The sequence below is a fragment of the Pseudomonas sp. KU43P genome (assembly GCF_033095865.1).
Taxonomy (GTDB): Bacteria; Pseudomonadota; Gammaproteobacteria; order Pseudomonadales; family Pseudomonadaceae; genus Aquipseudomonas.
The window spans coordinates 2,937,573-2,958,587 of record NZ_AP019365.1; the positions used below are offsets into that span (position 1 = coordinate 2,937,573).

At 64.8% G+C, this 21,015-nt stretch carries 14 protein-coding genes, 1 pseudogene and 1 riboswitch; of the genes and pseudogenes, 6 read left to right on the forward strand and 9 right to left on the reverse strand.

Translation table 11 applies throughout. The annotated features are described in order from the left end of the window. Positions 1-5: 5 nt before the first annotated feature. Positions 6-115: riboswitch (TPP riboswitch) on the reverse strand. Between the two features lie 285 nt (positions 116-400). From KU43P_RS13345 to KU43P_RS13360, 4 genes are all read left to right on the forward strand, one after another. Further along, complete coding sequence (locus tag KU43P_RS13345; RefSeq protein WP_317657851.1) at positions 401-3,799, forward strand: Ig-like domain-containing protein; 3,399 nt, start codon at positions 401-403, stop codon at positions 3,797-3,799. Positions 3,800-3,934: 135 nt separating this feature from the next. Next, a complete protein-coding gene (locus tag KU43P_RS13350) occupies positions 3,935-4,933 on the forward strand; it encodes an SCO family protein (protein WP_317657852.1) in 999 nt (332 codons plus the stop codon). An 80-nt stretch (positions 4,934-5,013) separates the two neighbouring features. Then, on the forward strand, positions 5,014-7,341 hold the full coding sequence (locus KU43P_RS13355) for an EAL domain-containing protein (RefSeq protein ID WP_317657853.1): 2,328 nt from the start codon (positions 5,014-5,016) through the stop codon (positions 7,339-7,341). A 130-nt stretch (positions 7,342-7,471) separates the two neighbouring features. Continuing rightward, positions 7,472-8,452, forward strand: coding sequence for a site-specific integrase (locus KU43P_RS13360; protein ID WP_317657854.1), 981 nt, complete (start codon positions 7,472-7,474; stop codon positions 8,450-8,452). Here KU43P_RS13360 and KU43P_RS13365 read toward each other — a convergent pair. Together KU43P_RS13365 and KU43P_RS13370 are read right to left on the reverse strand one after the other, a co-directional pair. Continuing rightward, positions 8,442-9,551 carry an SMP-30/gluconolactonase/LRE family protein gene (locus KU43P_RS13365; protein WP_411567255.1) on the reverse strand — a complete coding sequence of 370 codons (1,110 nt, stop codon included), beginning with the start codon at positions 9,549-9,551 and terminating at the stop codon, positions 8,442-8,444. The genes KU43P_RS13360 and KU43P_RS13365 overlap by 11 nt on opposite strands. Before the next feature lie 9 nt (positions 9,552-9,560). Continuing rightward, positions 9,561-10,166, reverse strand: a pseudogene (locus tag KU43P_RS13370) (SDR family NAD(P)-dependent oxidoreductase); the annotation flags it as partial. Positions 10,167-10,437: 271 nt separating this feature from the next. On the opposite strand from KU43P_RS13370, the gene KU43P_RS13375 reads away from it, so the two are divergent. Next, positions 10,438-11,409 carry a LysR family transcriptional regulator gene (locus tag KU43P_RS13375; protein WP_317657855.1) on the forward strand — a complete coding sequence of 324 codons (972 nt, stop codon included), beginning with the start codon at positions 10,438-10,440 and terminating at the stop codon, positions 11,407-11,409. Here KU43P_RS13375 and asnB read toward each other — a convergent pair. From asnB to KU43P_RS13410, 7 genes are read right to left on the reverse strand one after another with little or no spacing between them, the layout of a single operon-like run. Next, positions 11,398-13,233: an asparagine synthase (glutamine-hydrolyzing) gene (gene asnB / locus KU43P_RS13380; RefSeq protein WP_317657856.1), complete on the reverse strand. Its 1,836-nt coding sequence runs from the start codon at positions 13,231-13,233 to the stop codon at positions 11,398-11,400. The genes KU43P_RS13375 and asnB overlap by 12 nt on opposite strands. Before the next feature lie 10 nt (positions 13,234-13,243). Next, on the reverse strand, positions 13,244-14,629 hold the full coding sequence (locus KU43P_RS13385; protein WP_317657857.1) for an amidase: 1,386 nt from the start codon (positions 14,627-14,629) through the stop codon (positions 13,244-13,246). Then, positions 14,616-15,611, reverse strand: coding sequence for an acyl-CoA synthetase (locus KU43P_RS13390; RefSeq protein ID WP_317657858.1), 996 nt, complete (start codon positions 15,609-15,611; stop codon positions 14,616-14,618). The genes KU43P_RS13385 and KU43P_RS13390 overlap by 14 nt, the downstream gene beginning before the upstream one ends. Beyond that, positions 15,608-15,892, reverse strand: coding sequence for an acyl carrier protein (locus KU43P_RS13395; RefSeq protein ID WP_317657859.1), 285 nt, complete (start codon positions 15,890-15,892; stop codon positions 15,608-15,610). Before KU43P_RS13395 ends, KU43P_RS13390 begins: the two co-directional genes overlap by 4 nt. Further along, the gene (locus KU43P_RS13400; protein WP_317657860.1) at positions 15,889-16,296 is read right to left on the reverse strand and encodes a hypothetical protein; all 408 of its coding nucleotides are present in this window, start codon (positions 16,294-16,296) and stop codon (positions 15,889-15,891) included. The genes KU43P_RS13395 and KU43P_RS13400 overlap by 4 nt, the downstream gene beginning before the upstream one ends. A 9-nt stretch (positions 16,297-16,305) precedes the next feature. Further along, on the reverse strand, positions 16,306-18,021 hold the full coding sequence (locus tag KU43P_RS13405) for a prenyltransferase/squalene oxidase repeat-containing protein (protein WP_317657861.1): 1,716 nt from the start codon (positions 18,019-18,021) through the stop codon (positions 16,306-16,308). Then, entirely contained in the window at positions 18,018-19,334 is a 1,317-nt protein-coding gene (locus KU43P_RS13410) for a phenylacetate--CoA ligase family protein (protein ID WP_317657862.1), read from the reverse strand. The genes KU43P_RS13405 and KU43P_RS13410 overlap by 4 nt, the downstream gene beginning before the upstream one ends. Before the next feature lie 295 nt (positions 19,335-19,629). On the opposite strand from KU43P_RS13410, the gene KU43P_RS13415 reads away from it, so the two are divergent. Then, positions 19,630-21,009, forward strand: coding sequence for a 3-deoxy-7-phosphoheptulonate synthase (locus tag KU43P_RS13415; protein WP_317657863.1), 1,380 nt, complete (start codon positions 19,630-19,632; stop codon positions 21,007-21,009). The last annotated feature ends 6 nt before the right edge of the window (positions 21,010-21,015 follow it).

Sequence of the window (21,015 nt, forward strand, 5' to 3'; positions counted from 1 at the left end):
AAAAGGCAGGTCGGCAGTCCCATCCCTTCGCCGGCATGATCCGGATCAGGTTCGAAGGGTCACCGCGCTTGGCTGCGGTTTCTCAGCCCTTTGCCGGGCTCCCCTTGGTGCTGAGCAGGTATACAGGAGGATGGCCACGTCGCCAAGCGCCATTTCCCCGTGCCCATGCCCCAAAAGCACTTGCAGGCCCACCGAAACTGGGCCCACGCCACCCCGTTTCTGGGTTCCAATCCCCAGTTCTTGACACCCCGTTGTTTTGCGCGCCTCAGATCCTTCAAGGTTTTGTATGACAAACCATTACCGAAACGCCGATTGGCACAACCGTTGCTCCAGCCGATTAAAACGGGCAATACGCCATTGATGGCACCAAGCCATTTAGCTGCGAGCGAGGCATCCGGCAATGAAAACACATGCCACCTTCCACCCCACGCGCCACGCCTTCGAATTGACCGCCGTCACCGCGTTGATGGTCAGCTTCGGCCTGACCTGCGCGATGGCCTCGTCCTTGGATGACGTGAGCGAACCCCCTCCAACGGATCCCTCGCACTACGACGACCAACCGGCCGACCCCAACCCGGCACTGCTGAACCTGTCCAACCTGCCCGAGGCCAACGAAGGTTCGCTGGAACTCAAGGACGGGGTATTTGGCGACCGCGCTACCAACCGTGTCGACAACGTACTGCCGCCAGCGCTGCAGACCTCGCGCAATTACCCTACCAACGGCAAGCCCAGCCCGCTGTTCGGTGCCCTGCCCTACACTCAGCAACTGCTGATGTTCGAAGAGTTCGGCCCGGAAAAGCTCGACCCCAGCCTGCCCCCGCCGAGCCTGACCTTCCCGGTGCCCACCCTCGGCGCAGCGCCCGCCCAGGACCCCGACGTGGTCGCCCGCAGCAGCCCGAACGGCAACGCCCTGGAAGCCTTCCTCAAGCAACCGGGCCTGTACCCCTTCCCTACCCAGTACTCCAACGTACTAGACCGCAACCCGTGGAAGGCGCAGATCGAGCTGTTCCTCAACCGCAATTCGGTGGGTTCGCCAGCCGAAGGCCGGCCACCAGGAAAGGGCTGGTCGCACCAGCGCTGGAACGAGTTCTACCCTCAGGCTGCGTTCAAGACTGCGCAGGCCGGTGCGCGCATCAACCAGGGGCTGCGTGACCGCAAGCAGTTGCACAACTACGCCGTCGGCGAGTTCGGGCCCGGCGGGCTGTACTACCAAACCTCGGATATCCCGACCACGATCGGTACGACCAAAGGTATCGACACCCGTTTCCACCCCAACTTCCCACTGCAGAACCACAAGTCGCTGTGGACCTTCGACGGTACCTTCCCTCCGAAGCTGCTGATGGTGCGCTATGGCCAGCCGATCCTCATGCGCCACTACAACGCGCTGCCGATCGACCCTGCGGCCAACGGCGGTTTCGGCCTGCACACCATCTCCACCCACGAGCACAACGGCCACTCGCCGGCTGAAAGCGACGGTTTCGCCAACGCCTATTTCTTCCCCGGCCAGTACTACGACTACCGCTGGCCGGTGCAACTGGCCGGCTACGACACCATCAACACCCGCGCCCAGGACCCACGTGCGGCATTCCCCTGCTCGCCCGGCGAAACCCTGTACGTCAACGACGCCTCGCCAGGCCTGAAGACCTGCGAAAACGGCAGCATCAAGATTCGTGGCGACTGGCACGAAACCATGAGTACCCACTGGTTCCACGACCACATGATGGATTTCACCGCCCAGAACGTCTACAAGGGCAACGCGGTGATGATGAACTACTACAGCGCCCTGGACCGCGGCAATGAAGCGCTGCAGGACGGCGTCAACCTGCGCTTCCCCAGTGGCAGCGGCATGCCCTGGGGCAACCGCGACTACGACGTCAACCTGGTGGTCGCCGACAAGGCCTGGGATCAGAATGGCCAGCTCTGGTTCAACCCGTTCAACACCGATGGCTTCCTGGGCGACCAGATCCTGGTCAACTGGCAGTACCAGCCCAAGCTCAAGGTGCGTGCGCGCAGCTACCGCTTCCGCATCCTCAATGGCTCGGTGTCGCGCTACTTCAAGTTTGCCGTGGTGCGTGAAATCGCCGGCAACAGTGGCGAGTTCAAAGGGCCGTCCGGCTCCAACCTGTCCTACGCACGGGTGCCGTTCCACATGATCGCCAACGACGGCAACATCATGGAACACGCCATCCCGTTCGACGGCACGATGGACCTCAACGGTGACGGCAACATGCAGGACAACAACGGCATTCTGCCGCTGCAAGGCATCGCCGAGCGCTACGACATCATCATCAACTTCGCCAAGAATGGCATCAAGGCGGGCGACAAGCTGTACTTCGTCAACCTGATGGAGCACGACACCGGCAAAGGCCCGAAACAGGCGATCTCACTGGCCGACGTGCTCTCCGAGAAGTACAAGGCAGTGATCAAACAGACCAGCAAGGGGCCTGAATGGGACAAAGGCGACCCCGTGGTCGGCAAGTTCATGCAGTTGCTGGTGCAGCCTTACAGTGGCCAGGACCTGGCCATGGACCCAAGCGCCTACGAGCCGGCCAAACCCGGCAAGGCCGAAGGCCTGAAGATGATCCCGCTGACCATCGACCGCAACGCCGCTGCCGACAAGGACAAGCTCAAGGCCGCCCGCCACCGCGAGTTCATCTTCGGCCGCTCCGACGGCACCGACACCACCCCCTGGACCATCAAGACAGACGGCGGCTTCGGCTACAGCATGGACCCACGGCGCATCACTGCCGCGGCGAAGCTGGCGAGCGAGGCGACCGATGGCGGCTTCAGCGGTGACGGCACCCTGGAGGTGTGGAAGATCAAGAACGGCGGCAATGGCTGGAGCCACCCGGTGCACGTGCACTTCGAGGAAGGGGTGGTCCTCAGCCGCGACGGCAAGGCACCTCCAGAGTGGGAAAAATGGGCGCGCAAGGACGTCTACCGCATCGGCCCGGACGCCGACTCGTCCCAGGAAGTGGAAATGGCCATTCGCTTCCGCGAGTTCGCCGGGACCTACATGGAGCACTGCCACAACACCCAGCATGAAGACTCCTCGATGCTGCTGCGCTGGGACATCGAACACCCTGGCCAGTTCCAGGTGATGCCGACTCCGCTGCCGGGTTGGGATGGCGTGCAATACATGGCCTCGGTCGGCCTGCCAACCTTCCGCACCGCCAGCAGCAACAGCGGTGGCGACGACAACACCAACAAGCCACCGGTGGCGGCCAACGACAGCGGCGCGACCACGGCGGGCAAACCGATCGTGCTGAATGTGTTGGCCAACGACAGCGACCCGGATCGCAACGTGCCGTTGACCGTCAGTGGCCTGAGCCAGCCCGACTCCGGCCAGGGCACGGTCACCACTGACGGCACCCTGGTGACCTATACCCCTCCTGCCACCGTGGAAGCGCCGTTTACCGCCAGCTTCAACTACTCGGCACGGGATGCCAAAGGCGCTGAATCGCTGGCACCGGCTACGGTGAGCATCGCCGTCAGCCCGGCAGTGGCGATGGATGAGATCCAGGTCAGCAGTGCCACCGTGCAGGTGCGCAGCAACAATCGCTACACCTGGGATCTGTCCGGCACCACGTCGGTGGCCAATGGCAACAGCATCACCGTCACGGCAGCCACGACCGGCGGGCCGCTGAGCCTGGGGACGGCAACGCTGTCGGCGGCCGGTACCGGTGCGCGCTGGCGGGTATCGGTGACTACCACGGGCAATGGGCCGGCTACACCGGCGACGGTGACCGTGAAGTCCGCGCTGGGGCAAAGCGTGACCGCTCCAATCAGTGTGAAATAGCAAGGCGGGCCGCTTTGCGGCCCATCGCCGGCACGCCGGCTCCCACAGGTGCAGCACAGGCACCACTGACTGTGGGAGCCGGTTTGCCGGCGATGAGGCCCGGGCAAACCTCCAAAAACTACAGAGGACTGCATCATGACCGGCTCATGGCGTGTTCTGCTCGCACTGTCCGTATTCGCCGCCAGCCTGCATTACTGGCCGATCAAGCCGATTCTGCAGGCGCAAGCCCAGGTGCCGGTCAAGGCCGAAGCCACACCCTGGGGCGCCGACTACTTCCCCAACACCTCGCTGGTGACCCAGGACGGCAAGAAAGTGCACTTCTACGACGACCTGATCAAGGACAAGGTCGTCGCCATCAACTTCATCTTCACGGGTTGCTCCGACTCCTGCCCGGTGGAAACCGCCCGCCTGCGCCAGGTGCAGAAAATCCTCGGTGACCGCGTAGGCAAGGACATCTTCCTCTACTCCATCAGCATCGACCCCTACAACGACACCCCGGCCACCCTCAAGCGCTATGCCGAGAAATTCGGCATCGGCCCCGGCTGGACCTTGCTCACCGGCGAGCCCGATGACATCGAACAACTGCGCCGGCGCCTCGGCTTATATATAGAAGGCCTGGAAAACGGCCGCTCGAAAGACCACAACCTGAGCCTGATCATCGGCAACCAAGCCACCGGCCGCTGGATGAAGGCCTCGCCCTTCGAAAGCCCCTATATCCTCGCCGACCGCCTCGGCAACAGCCTGCACAACTGGAAGCAGGCCACCGTGGCCACCAACGACTACGCCAGTGCACCGCAGATTCGCCCGCCCAGCAGTGGCGAACAGATCTTCCGCACCCGCTGCTCGTCCTGCCATACGGTGGGCAACATCGAGCCCGGGCAGCCCGGTATCGGCCCCGACCTGCTGGGCGTGACCGCACAACGCGACCCCACCTGGCTAGTGCGCTGGCTGAAGGAGCCGGACCGGATGCTGGCGGAAAAAGACCCGCTGGCCACCTTGCTCTTCGAGCAATACAAGCGCCTGGCCATGCCCAACATGCGCCTGGGCGATGCCGAGGTGGGGGCCTTGATCAGCTATCTCGAAGAGGAGACGGCGCGGCTGCAGGCGCCCCTGGCTGACCGGGGAAAACCTTAGAGGCATATCGCCACCAGTCATGTGTCTGTCATCTGTCTGTCGTATTTTTCGCCCTCCACCCAGGGTCGGGAATACCAGCAGTGATACGCCGTTCGCTCTCCTCCACAGGCCTCCTGCGCCTGTTGATCTTGATGCTCTGCGCCGCCACCCTGACCTTTCTTTGGGGGCTGCATTTCAGCCAGAAGGCTGCCGCGCGTCAGGATGCACTGTCGGCCAAGGCGGCCGAACACCTCAACTTGGCCAGCCTGGTTGCCGAAAACCTGCGTCAACTGGTAGACCGCGCACAGGCTGTGGGCCGAGTCACCCAGAACGACATGAATATGCTGCGCCAGGACAACCTCAACCTGGCCCGCCTGCTCGCCGAAGACCCGGTATTCAAGCGCATGAGCCTGTACGACCGCCAAGGCCGGCTGCTGTCGGCAAGCCACGGTGACGCATCCACGGAACTGCCCGCCGACTGGCTGCAGCAACTGAGCCTGCACGTCGCCCATTACGGCTTCAAACCGCTACTGCCGCGCATCACGCCGGACACCAACCCCGCCCCCGTGCCGAACTGGCGCCTGCCATTCCTGCTACCCCTGACCAACCTGCCCGGCCGCGAGATCGAGCGCATACTCGTGGTGCAGGTCGACATCGGTTACCTGGCTGTGCTGTTCCAGCACATCGATCTGGGCAGCAGCGGGCTGATGCGTGTATTGCAGGACGACGGCGAAGAGCGCCTGCGCATCGACAGCAGCGGCGTGGTGGTGGCAGACGACAGCTTCGAGCCTGGCCTGCAGGGCCGCGACAACGCTTCCGGGCTACTTACCCAGTACGCCGCCGGCACCCCCTACCAGAGCCTGTACCGACGGGTCGCCGAACGTGGTTTCAGCGTGGTAGTCAGCCAACGCTACGACGAGATCCTTGCGCCCTGCGCGCTTGCCTACTCGCGTCAGTTCTGGCTGAACCTGAGCATGACCCTGATGATCCTCGCCAGCCTGGCCTGGACCTTGCGCCTGCTGCGCAAGCGCCAGGAGGCCTTCAGCGCCCTGGAGCAGGCGCAGCAGGTCAACCAGCAATTGATCGGGCGCCTGGAGGACGAACACCGGCGCAGTAGCCAGGCCGCTGCCACCGACCACCTCAGCGGCCTGCACAACCGCCGTCAGTTCGTCGAGGTGGCAGGCCAAGCACTGACCCGGCAACGCGGCAAACGCCAGCTCATGGCGATCCTGTTCATCGACATGGACCGCTTCAAGTCGATCAACGACTCCCTCGGCCACAAGATCGGCGACCTGCTGCTGCAGGCCGTGGCGGGTCGCATCCAGCGCCTGCTGGAGCCGGGTGATGAAGCGTCACGCTTTGGCGGCGACGAGTTCGTCGTACTGCTGGCCGGCGAGCGCAGCGAAGAACAGATCAACGCCTGGGTGCGCAACCTGGTGCACAAACTATGTGCCACCTATGCCCTCGACGGCCAGGAGGTCAACACCAGCCCCAGTGTCGGCGTCAGCATCTGCCCGCGTGACGGCCAGGAAATCGACAGCCTGATTCGTTTTGCCGATGCTGCCATGTATTCCGCCAAGCAGGCCGGGCGGGCCCAGTATCGATTTTTCGACCCGTCGCTGAACCTCTGCGACATCCAGGCCTTCACCCTCGAGCAAGCCTTTGGCAGCGCGCTGGCCGGGCGCCAGTTCGTGCTTCACTACCAGCCGCAAATTCGCCTTGATACCCACCGCGTGCTGGGCTACGAAGCGCTGGTGCGCTGGGACCACCCCGAGTTCGGGCTGCTCTACCCGGACCGGTTCATCGACCTGGCCGAACGCAGCGGCTTCATCATCGAGCTGGGTTGGGAGGTGCTGCGTCTGGCCTGTGAAGAGTTGGCCCGGTGGGCCGCCCAGGGCCGTGACAGTCGCCTGGCGGTGAATGTATCGGCCATGCAATTGCGTCAGGGCGATTTCAGCACCCGCCTGCTGGCCAAGTTGCAAGGGCATGGCATTGCCCCGCAACGGCTGGAGCTGGAAATCACCGAAACCACCATCCTCGACCCGGAAGGCACTGCCGTCGAGCATCTGCAACGCCTGCGCGCAGCGGGCCTTGGCATCAGCCTGGACGACTTCGGCCGCGGTTATGCCGGGTTCGCCCACCTGCAGTCGCTGCCGTTGAGCAAGCTGAAAATCGACCGCTCGCTGATCGCGCCGCTATCCAACAGTTACGACGACAGCCCGATCGTCTCCTCCACCATCATTCTGGCCAAGCGCCTGGGCCTGGAGGTGGTGGCCGAAGGGGTCGAAACCCGCGAGCAGGTGGTGTGCCTGAAGCTGGCCGGCTGCGACATCGCCCAGGGCTACCACTTCAGCCGGCCGTTGTCGCCGGCGCAGTTGCGTGACTACCCGCCCTTCAACGGTGTCGAGGAAAAGTCATGCGTGTTGTGAAGGCTGTTGTGGCCCTATCGCCGGCAAGCCGGCTCCCACAGGATTACCGCAGCGCTTGAACCAGCAGAGTACCTGTAGGAGCCGGCTTGCCGGCGATAGGGCCGGGACATAAAAGCCGTTAAGGTTTATGGTGTCGCCATCAGACACCGACGCCTCCACCATGACCGACATCGAGCGCTACGTCCGCGCTGCCACCCGTGACAACACCCGGCGCAGCTACCAGGCTGCCATCGAGCACTTCGAGGCGCACTGGGGCGGTTTCCTGCCGGCCACTGCCGACAGCATCGCCCGCTACCTGGCCGACCACGCCGAACAGCACGCGGTCAGCACCCTGCGTCAACGCCTGGCGGCGCTCAGCCAGTGGCACATCAGCCAGGGCTTCCCCGACCCGACCAAGGCCCCCTTGGTACGCCAGGTGCTGCGCGGCATCCGTACCCTGCATCCAACCCCGCCCAGGCAGGCCGCGCCGCTGCTGTTGCAGCACCTGCAAACTGCCGTGGAACGTTTCGAAGAAGAGGCCCGCATGGCACGCGAGCAGCACGACCTGCCCGGCCTGCGCCGCGCCCGACGCGACGCCGCATTGCTGCTACTGGGTTTCTGGCGGGGTTTTCGGGGAGACGAGCTGGCGCGCCTGCGCATCGAGCATATCCAGGCCGAAGCCGGTGTCGGCATCACCCTGTTTCTGCCACGCAGCAAGGGCGACCGTGAGGCACTTGGCGTGCAGCACCGCACACCGGCGCTCAAGGCGCTGTGCCCGGTCACGGCTTATCTGCAGTGGATCGAAGTCGCAGGCATTGCCCACGGCCCGGTGTTTCGCAAGCTCGACCGCTGGGGCAACCTCGGCGACGACGCGCTCAACAGCAACAGCCTGGTCGGCCTGCTGCGGCGTATGCTCGAACGAGCTGGCGTGCCTGCCGCGTTGTACACCGGCCACTCCCTGCGCCGTGGCTTTGCTACCTGGGCGACGGCCAACGGCTGGGAACTGAAGTCGTTGATGAGCTATGTGGGCTGGAAGGACGCCAAGTCAGCGTTACGCTACATCGACTCGGCGCAGCGCTTCGGCGAGCTTGCCGTGTTACCCGCCAGCTCGGATCAACGCCTCATTCCTTGAACGCAAAGCGTGCGATGCCGCCTATTTCCGGGCGAATTGCATACAGGTCACCGGCATCGGGGTAGTGACGCAGTTCTGCAGGCGACATGCCCACCCGTGCCGTGGTGATGTACAGCGTATCCATGGCCGGGCCACCGAAACAGCAACTGGTCGGGCGCGGCACAGGCATCACTACCTGGTCGGTCAGGTGACCGTGGCGGTCGTACCGCAGCAGGCAGCTGCCATTGAACTGACAAACCCACAACCCACCTTCACGGTCCAGCGCGATGCCATCGGGGCGGCCCAGTTCCGCCGGTGTCTCGGCGAACAGCGTGACATGCTCCAGGCGGCCCTCTTCCAGGTACTCGGCGCTGTAGATCGAGCGGCTGACCGAGTCGACGAAGAACACGGTCTTGCCGTCCTGCGACCAGGCCAGCCCGTTCGGCAATGCCAGGCCATCGTGGATCACTTCATCGTGCAGCTCGCCGTTGAAACGGAACAACGCTCCCGTCTTGCCGCTGGGTGCTTCGTCCATCAGGCCCGTGACGAAGCGCCCTTGAGGATCACAGGCGCCGTCGTTGAAACGGTAGCTGGAACGGTGATGCACCGAGGCGGAATACTGCCGCACCTTGCCCGGCATCACATCGAGAATGGCGACGCTGGCGTCTTCGGTGAAGATCAGGTTGCCCTGGTCGGTCAGCGCCAGGGCACCGATGCGTGCTGCGGATTCGTACAGCACCTCGACCTCGCCTTCCGCCTGCAGCCGGTGGATGCGGCCACCGGTGATGTCGACGAAGTAGAGTGCGCCGCTGCGGGCATCCCAGACCGGGCTCTCACCAAGGTCGGTGCGAGCATTGGCAACTTTGTACGGCAAGTAATGACATTCCTTGATGCGGCTCCAGCGCTCGGCCACTTCGGCCAGGCTGGCAGCTTCGACCCGCGCCAGGTCACGCGGGTAGCTGACGCCGCTGTTCTCGCTGAAGCGGGTGGCGGTGAACTGGCCGTTGCTGGCGCGCAGGATGTAACCGGTGTCGCGGCACAGCCCGCTGGCCAGGTAGAGCACACCCGGGGTCACCCACTCGGGCTTGAGTTCCTCGGGCGGCAGGGTCACGCCCCACATGCGGGTCTTGGCCACCGGCGAGATCGCGTTGACCAGGATGCCGTGGGCCAGCCCTTCCATGCTCAGTGCATTCATGATGCCCACCTGCGCCATCTTGCCTGCGGAATACGCCACCAGCCCAGGCTGTGCGTAACGCTGGTACATGGCGCGGTCCGACGTGGTGAGCACGATGCGCGGGGCCTCAGAAGCCTTCAGGTGCTTCCAGGCATGCTTGGCCAGCCACACCGGGGCATGCACGCTGATGCCCAGGGCGCGCTCGAGGAAGGCCTGCTCCTGGGTTTCGATACCCTGGTAGTCGACCCAGCCGGCGTTGTGGATGATGATGTCGAGCGAACCGAAGTGGCTGATGGCAAGCTCCACCAGTTGCTGGCACTCGTCCTCGTTTTCCAGATGGCCAACGTGGGCAATCACCTCATAGCCTTTGGCCTGCAGGGTCTGCAGGGCAACGCTGACTGCCGCCGGATCCTGGCCTTCGCCCGAACGATCGGTACCCAGGTCACTGATGACCACCCGGGCGCCGCGGGCAGCCAGGGCTGTCGCGTAATCCAGGCCCAGGCCCTGGGCAGCACCGGTGACAATGGCAACTTTGTTCTTGAAAGGATCTGTGCTTGGCATGGTGAAGCTCTTCCGATTCTCCTTTTTACGATAACAATAAAAAAATCAATGACTTAATATTAAAAGCATGCAACTTTGATATCTCCGGGATATCACGTCTGCCCCCTCGGCTGCCGCCGTACCTCGGCCAGTGCCGTGATTCCCCTTACAACCGCCGTTTACAGCAGAGGCTTTGTCGCCGCGATGCCACGCACTATCATGGCCCGCTTGCAGGGTCGGTCGCAGGAGTTCGCCTTCCAGGCCCCCGTCCGACCCGATGAAGGAACGTAGAATGATCGAGACACGTTTGCTCAGGCAGTTCATTGCCGTGGCCGAGGAGCTGCACTTTCACAAGGCAGCCATCCGCCTGCACATGGCGCAGCCACCCCTGAGCCAGGCGATCAACCGACTCGAAGAGAAGCTGGGCTTCAGCCTGTTCCTGCGCAACAAACGTGGGGTCAAGCTCACCGCAGCCGGCATGGCGTTCCTGGAAACCGCCTACCGCACGCTCAAGGAGCTGGAGCAAGGCATCGAATATGCGCGCAACGTTTCCGAAGGCATCTGCGGCAAGCTGACCATCACCGCCATCTCCATCGCCTACTACGAGTCATTGCTCACCACCCTGAAGAAATTCCGCGAAATCTACCCGAACGTGCGGCTGACCATTCGCGAGATGCCCTCGGCCTCCCAGGCCAAGGCGTTGATGGCAGGTGAAGCGGACATCGGTTTCATGCGCAAGCTGCCCATGCCACCGGACACCATCGAATCACGCCTGTTGCTCAACGAGCAGATCATCATGGCCCTGCCCAGCAGCCACCCCAAAGCCAACCATGCCATGGTCGACCTACGCGATTTTGCCGAAGAAGACTTTGTGTTCACCCCGCAAGCGCTGGGCAGCGGCTACCACAGCCAACTCATCGCCCTATGCGAGTCGGCCGGTTTCTACCCCAAGGTGGTGCAGGAAGCGGCGCAGATACACACGCTGATCGGCCTGGTGGCCTGTGGCTTCGGCGTCGCTCTGGTGCCGGAGTCGATTGCCTACTCCACCTTGCGCGACCGCGTGCAGTTCCGCCCGATCCGGCCGATCAAGGACCAACCCACGCCGACCATGGGCCTGTACATGAACTGGAACATCCAGAACGCCTCCCCGGCCCTGGGCAGTTTCATTTCCATGCTTGATCTGGGCGCGCCACGGCGCTTCGCCGACACCATCCAGAACCCGGTGATCCTGGATGGCAGCGAACGGCCTGAACTACACCGTTAGGCGGTACTCGCGCAGCCAGGTGGCCAGGGCCAGCGCCGTTTCCAGGTTGTTGCGCCGCAGTTGCGAGTTGAAATACCCCGCAGGCTGTTGCAGCTCGGCCGCCAGGCGGGCCCGGTCGATGACCTGGAACACCGGGCTGCCCGCCTCCTCCAGCAATTGCCGCACCCGCCCGCGCAAGAACTGCTCATACGCAAGGTTCGCCGAGGTCGGGTACGGGCTCTTGCGCCGCTGCAGCACCGCAGGCGGCAGGAGTTCGGCGCAGGCCTGCTTGAGCAGCCACTTCTCCTCCCCGCCCTTGCCCTTGATCGCCCAGGGCACGTTGTACACGTACTCCACCAATTCATGGTCGGTGAACGGCACCCGCACTTCCAGGCTGGCGGCCATGCTCAGGCGGTCTTTGCGGTCGAGCAGGATCGGCAGCCAGCGCTGCAGGTGCATGTGGCAGAGCTCGCGCATGCGCCGCTCCTGCGGGCTGTCGCCAGCCAGGTGCTCGACGCGGTCCAGCGCCTGGTGGTAGCAACTGTCCTGATACTGGGCGAAGTCGCACAGGCGGTTGAACTCGGGGTTGATCAGCCCCGGCTGCAGCAACTGCATGCGCGACAGCCACGGAAAGCGCGACGCTGACACTGCCTCGGGATCGCGGAACCACGCGTAGCCGCCGAATACCTCGTCCGCCGCCTCGCCAGAGATGGCCACCGTGGAATGCGCGCGGATGGCCTTGAACAGCAGGTACAGCGAGGTGTCCACATCGCCGAAGGTGGCCGCCGAGTCATTGGCCCGGTACACCGCCAGGCGTGCGTCATCGGCCACCAGTTCGCGGTTGTCGATGAGGATGGTCTGGTGCTGGCTGCCGATGTATTCGGCGGCGGCCAAGGCATAGGGCTGGTCCCGCTCCGGGCGGAACGCATCGCTCTGGAACTGCTCGGCCTGGCCGACGAAATCCACCGAGAACGAATTGACCTTGCCGCCCTGTGCCGCACCCAGGCGCTGTTGCGCCATGGCGGTCAGGGCGGTGGAGTCCAGCCCCCCGGAAAGCAGCGAGCACACCGGCACATCGGCGTAAAGCTGCTCGCCCAACGCCTTGCCGAGCAGCTCGCGGGTGCGCTGCACCGTCGTTTCCAGGTCGTCCTGGTGTTCGCGCCGCTGCAGTTGCCAATAGCGGCTGATCTTCGGCTGGCCGTTGGGCCGCCAGGACAGCCGATGCCCCGGCGGCAGCTCATCGACCCCGCGCAGGGCCGTGCGCACGGTGCCTCGAGAGAGGCTTAGCGCATCCACCAGGCCCACTACATCCAGCGAACGGCTGAACGCCGGATGAGCCAGAATCGCCTTGATCTCCGAGCCGAACAGCACTCCCTGTTGATGCCGGGCGTAATACAGCGGCTTGACCCCCAGACGATCCCGTACCAGCAGGAAGTGGCCATCGCGCCCGTCGAACACGGCGAACGCAAACATTCCGGTCAGTTGCTCGCAGCACTGCTCGCCCCATTCCAGATAGGCATGCAGCACCACTTCGGTGTCGCTGCGGGTTTGGAACTGATGGCCGGCCAGGCGCAGGCGCTCACGCAGGGCATCGTGGTTGTAGACCTCGCCGGTATAGACCAGGGTGATCTCCTCGCCACTGGCGCAGCGGTAGGTCATGGGCTGCACACCGCCACTGAGGTCGATGATCGCCAGCCGCCGGTGGCCCAGAAGGGCATGGCGGTGCTGCCAGATGCCGCTGGCGTCCGGCCCGCGCAGGGCCAGGGTATCGGTCATGGCGCCGATGGCCTGGCCGGCTTGGGTCAAGTCGCGGGTGTAGTCCACCCAACCTGTGATTCCGCACATGCTGCGCTCCTTAAACCTGAAGACGGCGGGTTGGCAGCAGGCCGGTCAGGGCTTGCAGGCGTTTGGCGATATCCACCAGCTGCCGCTCGCTGTCGCGCCGGCCCATGATCTGCACGGCCAACGGCGCCTTGCCATCGGCGCTCAGGCAGATCGGTACGGTGATCGCCGGCAGCCCGCTGAAGCTGGCCAGCGGGGTGAAACTGATCTTCTGCGAGTACCCCTGATCGGCCGGCGACGGGATGGTGGAGTCGCCGGGCTGCGGATTGCGTCGATCGAAGGGGCGGTTGGGGTCCATCGGGAACACCACGAAATCCAGCTGTGCCGCGTCGAACCAGGCATCGATACCGTCACGGATAGCGTCCATGCGCTGGTGAATGCGCTGGTAGTCACTGTCGCTGACGCCCTCGCCCACCTTGAGCGCGCTGAGGGTCGACCAGTGCAGCTCGCTATCGAAACGTCGCGCCCAAGCCGCCGAGGCCAACCAGGCGTCGCGCGCGCAGAGCTGCCAAGCGTCGCCACGGCAGGCCCACAGCTCGGGCATCGCGACTTCACCTGGCGCCATGCCAAGGTCGGCCAGCGCGCTGCGCGCCTGGCCGAGCATGTCGAGCATGGCCGGGCTGGTCAGTGTCGGGTCCAGGGCGTGCTCCAGCACGGCAACACGGTAGCGGTCCTTGAGCGGCTGTTGCTGGCCGAGCAACGGCTCCAGGCCCAGCAGTGGCAGCAGCAGGTCGAGGTCATCGGCACTGCGGGTCACCCAGCCCAGGGCGTCCATCCGTGGCGACAACGGGAACACTCCGGCCAGGCTCGCGGCCTTCTGGGTCATGCGCAGGCCGACCATGCCGCAGTGGGACGCAGGCCAGCGCACTGAACCCAGCACGTCCGTGCCCAGGGAAATATCACAGAGGCCCGCCGCCACCGACACCGCAGAACCGGTGCTGGAACCCGACGGGTCGATGGTCGGGAAATGCGGGTTGCGGCAGCCCGCGCCAAAGGCGATGTTCAGCTCGGTGGTGGCGACCTTGCTGGTCAGCGCGATGCGCGGGTCGAGGAAGGTCAGTGCCTCGGCGCTGCGTTGCGGGTAGTGGCGGTAGCTGCGCAGCCCCAGGCGAGTCGGCAGCCCGGCGACGTCCACCGTGTCCTTGACGCCCAGGCGAAACCACGGTGCCTCGACCGGGCGGGTGCTGGTCAGGCAACGGTAGTGGCTGTCGGCATGCACCGACCATTGCGTGTACTGGTCCGCCCACTCGGCGGCCAGCGCCGGGGTGCGTTGCAACAGTTCATGGCGCTTGCGCAGGCTCAGCCCCAGGTATTCGGGCTGCTCGCGGCCGGTGCTGGCGTCGGCGCCGCAGTGGGCGAGGTAATCGGCGATGGTGGCTTGGGTATCAGCGTGGGTCATGGGTGTATTCCTTGACAGCGGTTGTGGCCGCCCACGGCTGAGGTTTGCCGGTGGCGGATAGAGGCAGGTGGTTGACGCGGCGCACCGCGACCGGCCGTGGATGGCCGCAGGGCAATTGGGTAAAGGCATCCAGCACCGCACGCTCACTCAGCGTGGCGGAGCTGAACAGCACCTCGAAGGCTTCGCCGCGCAGCCCATCGCGGATGGCGACACAGGCCAGCGAGGGGCAATCCAGGCGCTGGCCAAGTTCGCTGGCCAGGCGGGCCAGGTCCAGACGCAGGCCGTTTACCTTGATCAGGCTGCTGGCCCGGCCCAGCCACTGGAAACGGCCCTCGCCCAGCACCAGCACCTGGTCATCGCAGCGGTGACTGGCCGGTGCACGGGCCTGGCCAGCTTCGCGGGCGATACGCGGGCTGGCGATTTCCAGAGCGCAAGGCTGCCCGGGCGGGCTGAGCAAGCTGACATCGTCCAGCAGTGTCCAGGCCTGCTCGGCAGTGCTGTGTGCATCCAGCTCGCGAAAAGCCATGGCGCCCGTTTCCGTCGAGCCCAGCAATTCGACGAAGCGAACCTGTGGCCCCGCATGGCGCAGGACCGTGGCCAGGGCGCCAGGCGGCAGCAGCGAGGCGCTGTGGATCACCAGCACTGAGCGCGCAGGCGCAAGCCGTGCCAGCAACGCCGGCAGCAGGCGCCAGGTGCTGGCGATGGCGAGGATCACGCACGGCCCCTCGCCATCGAGCGCCGGTAGCCGCTGCTGCTCCAGCGAGCAGCGTTGCAGGCGTGCGTTGAGCACCCGGGCACCGACTTCGCCGAGGATCCTGCCGTAGCTGTGGCTGGCCGGCGCAAACGCCAGGATCTCCCGCGCGTCGGGCGCCCAGCGGCGAAGAATCAGCGCCGCCTCGCACTCCATCTGAGCCAGGCTGCGCAGCCATTGGCGCGGCGCGCCCGTGGAGCCGGAGGTGGTAAACAGATGCTCGGCGTTCACTCGGCACCTTGCAGGGTCAGTTGATCTTCGAGCTTCTGTGCAACGAACTGCTCCATCTTTTCCAGGGTTTCGAACCAGAAGCGTACGTCGTCGCTGAGGTAGTCCACTTCGATGTCGAAGGCCCCTTCGATGGCCGTGATCACTTCCACGGCCATGAGGCTGTCGAAACGCTCGCCAAGAAAGTCTCGGAAGCTGTCGCGTGGGCCGATGGCATCCACTTGCTCGCCAAGCAGTTGGCCGAGGGTTTGGCGAATGCGCGGTGCAATGCTGAGGTCGTTCACGAGCCGGTGTTTCCTTGTTGTTGGGCAGCGTTGGTCAATTGCGCACCGGCACTGAAGAACACGTGCTCGGGCAGAATCGGGTCGAAATGCAGGTAGATGAAAGCGTTCGGGTACTGCGTGCGCAGGCAGCCGTGCAGGCCTTCGGCGAGCGCCTGGTGTGCCAGTCGGTCACGCGCCGCCGACAGGGTGATGCGCACATGGAACTGCGCGGGTGCCCCTTCGCGGTCGTTGATGGGCATCGGCATACCGGCGCTGAAGACGCAGGCTTCGGGCAATGGGTTGAAGAACACCATGCAATGGGCGGTATCGGCGCCCAGCTGCTTGAGCTGGCGGGTAAAGGCCAGCGCCAAGCGCTTGCGCTCCAGCGGTTGCAGGGGCGCGCAGGAAACAGTGAGGGTCGGCATGGCGGCTCCTTACGAAAGCTGCAGGCTGGGCAGGCGCTGGCGATCGCCTTCGGCGAAGGCTTCGAGCAGGCGGCCCAGGCAGCTGGACAGCGCATCGACCCCTTGCAGGAACAACGGCGACCAGGCATGACCGGCGGGGCTGCGCACCTTGTCGAGGAAGAAGCGCAGGTGTGGCAGGTCCACGGGCAGGCCGAGTTCGGCGGCCAGTGCGATTGCCTGATAGGTGCTGAGCAAGTCGGGAATACGCTGCCCCTGGTTGGCGAAACCGCCTTGGCGGACCTTGTGCGTGGCCAGTAACCGGGCTGCGGGCTGCGCCACATCGTGGCCGACATGGCCAAGGCAACCCAATGCCTGCAGCCCGGCACGCAGCGACGCTTCACCACGCGGGAACGACGCGTAGCCTTGCGACTGCTGGCAGCTTGCGACGTACCGTTCGATGCCGGCCAGGTCCACCGCGCAATCGCCGCCCAGCTGGCGCACGATCGACACGGCGGATGCGGTGGACACCATGTCCGAACCGCGCCCTTCCCAGAAGCCGAAGCCCCCATCTGGGTTCTGCAGCGCCGCCAGCCAGTGGCCGATCGCCTGGCGTGGCCCTGGCTGGCCGCTGAAGGCACCTGCGGCCAGGGCCCAGTTGGTGCAGCGCACTTCGGCACCACGGCCCGGCATGTACATCACGCCTGGCTCGTTGGGCATCTGGCAGCCTTCGATCCAGCGCAGCGCGGCTTCGTCCTGGGCTGGCGTCAGCTCGCCCGCGAGCACGGCGGCCGCCGTGGTGAGGACATCCGCCGCGGTGTCAGCCTGGCGATAGGTAAAGCCGCCCTGGGGCATCGCCAAGGTGCCAATGAATGCGGCCACATCGCCTGCCAGGTGTGCAACCGGCTCACCCAGCGCCTTGAGCGAACCCACGGCGCAGAACGCTGCCCACACATCCTCCCCGTCATAGCCGGCCCAGCGCACGAAAGCGCCGCTCGGCCCGCGCAGGCCATCGATCCAGGCGATGCACGGCTGGCGGCCCAACGGTTGCGCCTGCAATGCCGTAAGGCTCGCCGTGGCGCGGTAGGTCGCCCACAGGCACGGCACGTCTGCGGCTTCGCTGAAGCGGAAGCCGCCGCAGTCCATCTGCTGCGCCTGCAGCCAGCCGATCAGCCGTGGCAAGTCCCAGCGGGGTGCCGGCAGCCCTTGGCGCTCCAGGGCACGTGCGGCCATCACGCCATAGAAGCAGGCGCGAGTATCGGCCAGGTTGCGCCGGGCAAAATCGGCGGACCAGCTCAGGCCGCCATTGGCGCATTGCAGGCCTTCGAGCCAGGCATACAAGGGCACAGTGTCCTGCACCTGGCCCTGGCACACCTCGATCAAGGTGCGCAGCGCGTAATGGCTGGCCCATACGTCGGCGGTCTGGCCGGGGCACATGGCATACGCGTCGCCGTCGAACAGGGTATGAATCCAGGCTGCGGTCTGGTCGGTACGTTCGACTGCAATGCCCAGATCCTTGAGCGTCTCGGTGCAGTAGAAGGTTGCCCAGGCATCGGACGGCATGCCCTTGCTCCAGGCAAAACCACCGTCGCGGTTGCGCCGCGACTGGATGTAGGCCTGCAGCGCCGGGGTGTCGACCTGCGCCAGGCGCTCGACCCAGGCCAGGGTCCGTATCGCCGCGTAGGTACACCACAGGTCCGGTTGGCCGTTGCCCAGGCCCTGCCCTTGGGGAAAACGCGCCGAGGTCATGGCTGGCCCCCGACAAAACGCAGGTTGGTCTTCTTCCAGCTTTTTTGCGACGCGCCGCTCTTGTTCAGCGCCGAGAGGTTGTTGACGAACAGTACCCGGCTCCAGCGCAGGCCCATGTGCTGCTCGGAACGCTCGATCAGGCGGGCTTGCAAGTGCGCTTCCTGAGTGCTGTCCCAGGTCACGTCACGCTCGAGAATCAGCGCGGCGCTGTCGCTTTGCCGGTCAACCTCAATGACATAGCCCGTGGCGTCGCAGGTACCGTAGACCACCTCCTCGACCGCGCGGATCTCCAGGCCGACCCCACCCACCACGATGCTGTCGCTGTCACGCCCGTTGATCAACACGGTCGGGCTGGCTCGGCCATGCTCCCATGGTGCGGTAATGGTCACGCTGTCGCCGGTGTCCAGGCGCAGCAGCGGGCGCGCATAGAGATTCAGGGGGGTCACCACCAGCCGCCCCGTCAGGCCTTGTGCCGGGGCAACCAGCCTGCCATCGGGCATCAGCAGTTCGAAGTAATTGGTCGCTGTGGCCAGGCGCATCTGCTGGTCAGCACCCACTGCAGCCAAGGTGCCAGTTTCGGTGCTGCCGTAGCTGGCGTCGAACACCTCGCACTGCCACCAGCGGGCCAGGCGCTCACGGAACGGCTGGGTGTTGACCTCGCCGAGCAGCATGATCGACCGCACCGATTGCGCGAACGTCTGCAGCAGCTCGCGCTGCTTCAAATAACGGGTGAGCTGCACCAGCACGCCCGGCGCTATGAACATCACGCTGGGTTGATAGGTCGCAAAGGTGGCGCACACCCGCTCCCAGTCGGTGATACCCGTGGTGAACGGGTACAGCCGCACATGGGATACGTCCAGGTACTCGCAGACGTTGGCGATCAAGTCGCCCACCGGCACGATGTCCGACGGCATCAGGTTGGCCACCCGTGCACCGGGGCGCAGCACCGAGCGCCAGTGGCTGGCGACGCTGACGGCATTCCAGATGATGTCCTCTTTGAGCCGTGGGGTCGGCGTGGGTTCGCCGGTAGTGCCGGTGGTGGCGTAATACTTGGCGGCTTCGCCAAGTTGCACCGTGCAGAAGTTCAAGGGCTGCGCCTTGAGCAACGCTTTGGCAGTTAGCGGCAATTGCTGGAACGCCGTGAAACTGTAGCCGCCGATACCGGCGTAGTGGGCACTTTGTTGAGCGCGTGCCCAGGCTGCCTGCAACTTGCGCTGATAAAACGCGGTGTCGGGAATATGCCCGACCTGCTGCTGAAGCTCGCTCTGCGCGGCCTTCAGCACGCCGTAATCCTGGTCGTTGTGAACCAACATCGACTCGCCCTCTGGAAAAAGTGGCGCTGAGAATTGGCGAGCCGTGGGTTCAAGTAAAATACTAATTTGCGTGTGGCGGTGAGAGTTACAAAGTATTATTCAGCACTTTTCAGTCGTTTATTCTGAAGTATAAGTAGGAAAACACTACTAATACTTGCCGATTCACTCCCTGTTTACGGTCAGATATCAGACAAAGATATTTTTTGTATTTCCAAAGGGGTGTCCACCCTGCGCACTATCGCCGCCACCTGCCCCCTGGCAGATCGAGCGATGACACTCTCAGGAGAGACACCCCATGCTGACCCCTACTGCCGCTGCGCCTGACGCCCAGGCACCCTGGGCGCTTGACTCATGGCGCAGTTGCCCTGCCCGCCAGCAGCCAGCCTACGACGACCCGCAGGCCTTGCACCGGGCACTCGAGACATTGGGCCAGCGCCCGCCCTTGGTCGGGGCCGAACGCATCCTGCAACTCAAGGGCTTGCTGGCCGAAGCCCAGCAGGGGCGACGCTTCGTGCTGCAGCTCGGCGACTGCGCCGAACGCTTCGATCACAATGACCTGGCGAATACCACGCGCCAGGTCGCGCTGCTGCAACAGATGAGCCAGGTGCTGATGCACGGGCTGCAGTTGCCCGTGATCCAGGTGGGCCGCCTGGCCGGGCAATATGCCAAGCCACGTTCCGGTGATATGGAAGACCGTCACGGTGTCAGTCTCCCGGTGTATCGCGGTGATAGCGTCAACGGCCATGCTTTCGACGCCGCTGCGCGTCGAGCCGACCCCCAGCGCCTGCTGCAGTCGCATGGCCACTCGGCGCGCACGCTCGATCATCTGCACACCCTGCAAGAGGCCGGTATCGACAATCTGCTGCTCGACGAACGCTGGTCACTCGCCTGGCTCGAGCAGGCCCAGGATCAAGCACGCCTGCGCCCGTTCCTCTCGCAGGTGCACGGTACGCTGCGCTTCATGCGGACCTTGGCGGGCTCGCAACCTGGCGAGTTCCTGCATCGCGAGATGTACATCTCCCACGAAGCGCTGCTGTTGGAATACGAACAGGCCCTGACCCGGCAACACACCGATGGCCGCTGGTTCAACCTGGCAACGCACTGGCCGTGGGTCGGCTTGCGTACGGCCCAGCCCGAGGGCGCCCACGTCGAATACCTGCGCGGTGTAGCCAACCCGTTGGCGGTAAAAGTCGGCGTCGATACCGACCCCGCCCAACTGCGGCAGTTGCTCGCGCAACTCAACCCCGGCAACGAACCTGGGCGGCTGACCCTGATCCATCGCATGGGTGCCGCGAACCTGCAGGCGCATCTGGGCCGTTTGATCGACACGGTCAACGCCGCCGACGCCAAGGTGCTGTGGCTGTGCGACCCCATGCACGGCAACACCCGGAGCCTGCCCTGCGGCACCAAGACCCGCGCCTTCGACGACATCCTCGCGGAAATCGCCGCCGCCTTCACCGTGCACGCCCGCCACGGCTCCCGGCTAGGCGGCCTGCACCTGGAAGCCAGCGGCGATGACGTCAGTGAATGCCTGGGCGGCGCCGTGGGGCTGCAACCGGCCGACCTCGGCCGGCGCTACCTCAGCCAGGTCGACCCGCGGCTCAACCGTGACCAGGCGTTGGAACTGGCGGCACGCGTCAGCCTCGACGCACATGCCTGGCAGCAATGCCCTTGACGCCAA

Bases quoted from the DNA above. Each gene is read 5' to 3' on its own strand.
- KU43P_RS13400 (WP_317657860.1), bottom strand. From the start codon at position 16,296: ATGCCGACCCTCACTGTTTCCTGCGCGCCCCTGCAACCGCTGGAGCGC.
- KU43P_RS13375 (WP_317657855.1), top strand. From the start codon at position 10,438: ATGATCGAGACACGTTTGCTCAGGCAGTTCATTGCCGTGGCCGAGGAG.
- KU43P_RS13405 (WP_317657861.1), bottom strand. From the start codon at position 18,021: ATGACCTCGGCGCGTTTTCCCCAAGGGCAGGGCCTGGGCAACGGCCAA.
- KU43P_RS13350 (WP_317657852.1), top strand. From the start codon at position 3,935: ATGACCGGCTCATGGCGTGTTCTGCTCGCACTGTCCGTATTCGCCGCC.
- KU43P_RS13415 (WP_317657863.1), top strand. From the start codon at position 19,630: ATGCTGACCCCTACTGCCGCTGCGCCTGACGCCCAGGCACCCTGGGCG.
- KU43P_RS13385 (WP_317657857.1), bottom strand. From the start codon at position 14,629: ATGACCCACGCTGATACCCAAGCCACCATCGCCGATTACCTCGCCCAC.
- KU43P_RS13365 (WP_411567255.1), bottom strand. From the start codon at position 9,551: ATGTGGGGCGTGACCCTGCCGCCCGAGGAACTCAAGCCCGAGTGGGTG.
- KU43P_RS13345 (WP_317657851.1), top strand. From the start codon at position 401: ATGAAAACACATGCCACCTTCCACCCCACGCGCCACGCCTTCGAATTG.
- asnB (WP_317657856.1), bottom strand. From the start codon at position 13,233: ATGTGCGGAATCACAGGTTGGGTGGACTACACCCGCGACTTGACCCAA.
- KU43P_RS13410 (WP_317657862.1), bottom strand. From the start codon at position 19,334: ATGTTGGTTCACAACGACCAGGATTACGGCGTGCTGAAGGCCGCGCAG.